1 protein-coding gene is annotated in these 839 nt (G+C 38.5%); it reads right to left on the reverse strand.

Annotated elements, in window-relative coordinates; all coding sequences use genetic code 11:
• Positions 1 to 104: 104 nt before the first annotated feature.
• On the reverse strand, positions 105 to 839 hold a 735-nt coding region (locus tag EVI01_RS13460), incomplete at its 5' end, for a hypothetical protein (protein ID WP_146811782.1).

An 839-nucleotide genomic window follows, 5' to 3' on the forward strand; every position in this document is an offset into this window, starting at 1 on the left:
AATTTGAAATACACTCAAAACATCTTTTTCATAAAGAGGAAGTTTTTGAAAAACAGAAAAAGAGAGGATAGAAGCAGCAGTAGTCTCAAATCTTCTCTTTTCATCTAAGGTATAATAAGTTCAATATCTATTACAGTAAATTGTTGCTTTTTACGGTCATAGATTGACCATAAATAAGCACCGTCATCTTTTCTTCCCCCATTATAGGAATTAGTAAAGTCCGTATTCCATTGATAGATCACTAGCTCTTTTTTTTCGGGAAAAAGAAGCTGATTGACTCGTTGAAAATCTTCCTTTGTTCGATGAACCTGTAAATAACTACGAAAAGCTAGCTCATATTCGCCATTTTCCGCAAAAAAATCCTTGGAAGTAATTTTAATCCCCTGCATCATTTCTGGATTCAACCGAATCGGGAACCCCGTATAAGCCTCAAAAGAAGTGTCTTTTGTGTACACAAGCGCTACCTCATTTGTTAATTCATATAATTGGGGCATTTCTTTTAACGCTGCTTCGCGGTCTTTTCGAACTTCTTTTCGTATCTTCGTCAGTTCCTGTTTCGACTCTTCAAAACGCTTTTGTAACTTTTCGTAGTCTACGTGTCTTTTCCTATCTTTGAGATACTTAATCTCTGCCTTCCTATCTGCCTCTGCTTGGGCAGTGGCTCCTGCCTCTATCCTAGCCTCTACCTCAGGAGTTAATGTTACCTCTACTTTAGGCACTTGATCCAACTTTTGCTTTAACCCTGGAACAAATCGTGGAACTTGGATCGCCCATGATCGATTCACATACGTAAGAAAAGCCAAAACCGCTTCTTGATGACTCATATAACCGCGGTACTG

Origin of the sequence: Enterococcus villorum (assembly GCF_007990225.1) — a bacterium.
GTDB lineage: Bacteria > Bacillota > Bacilli > Lactobacillales > Enterococcaceae > Enterococcus_B > Enterococcus_B villorum.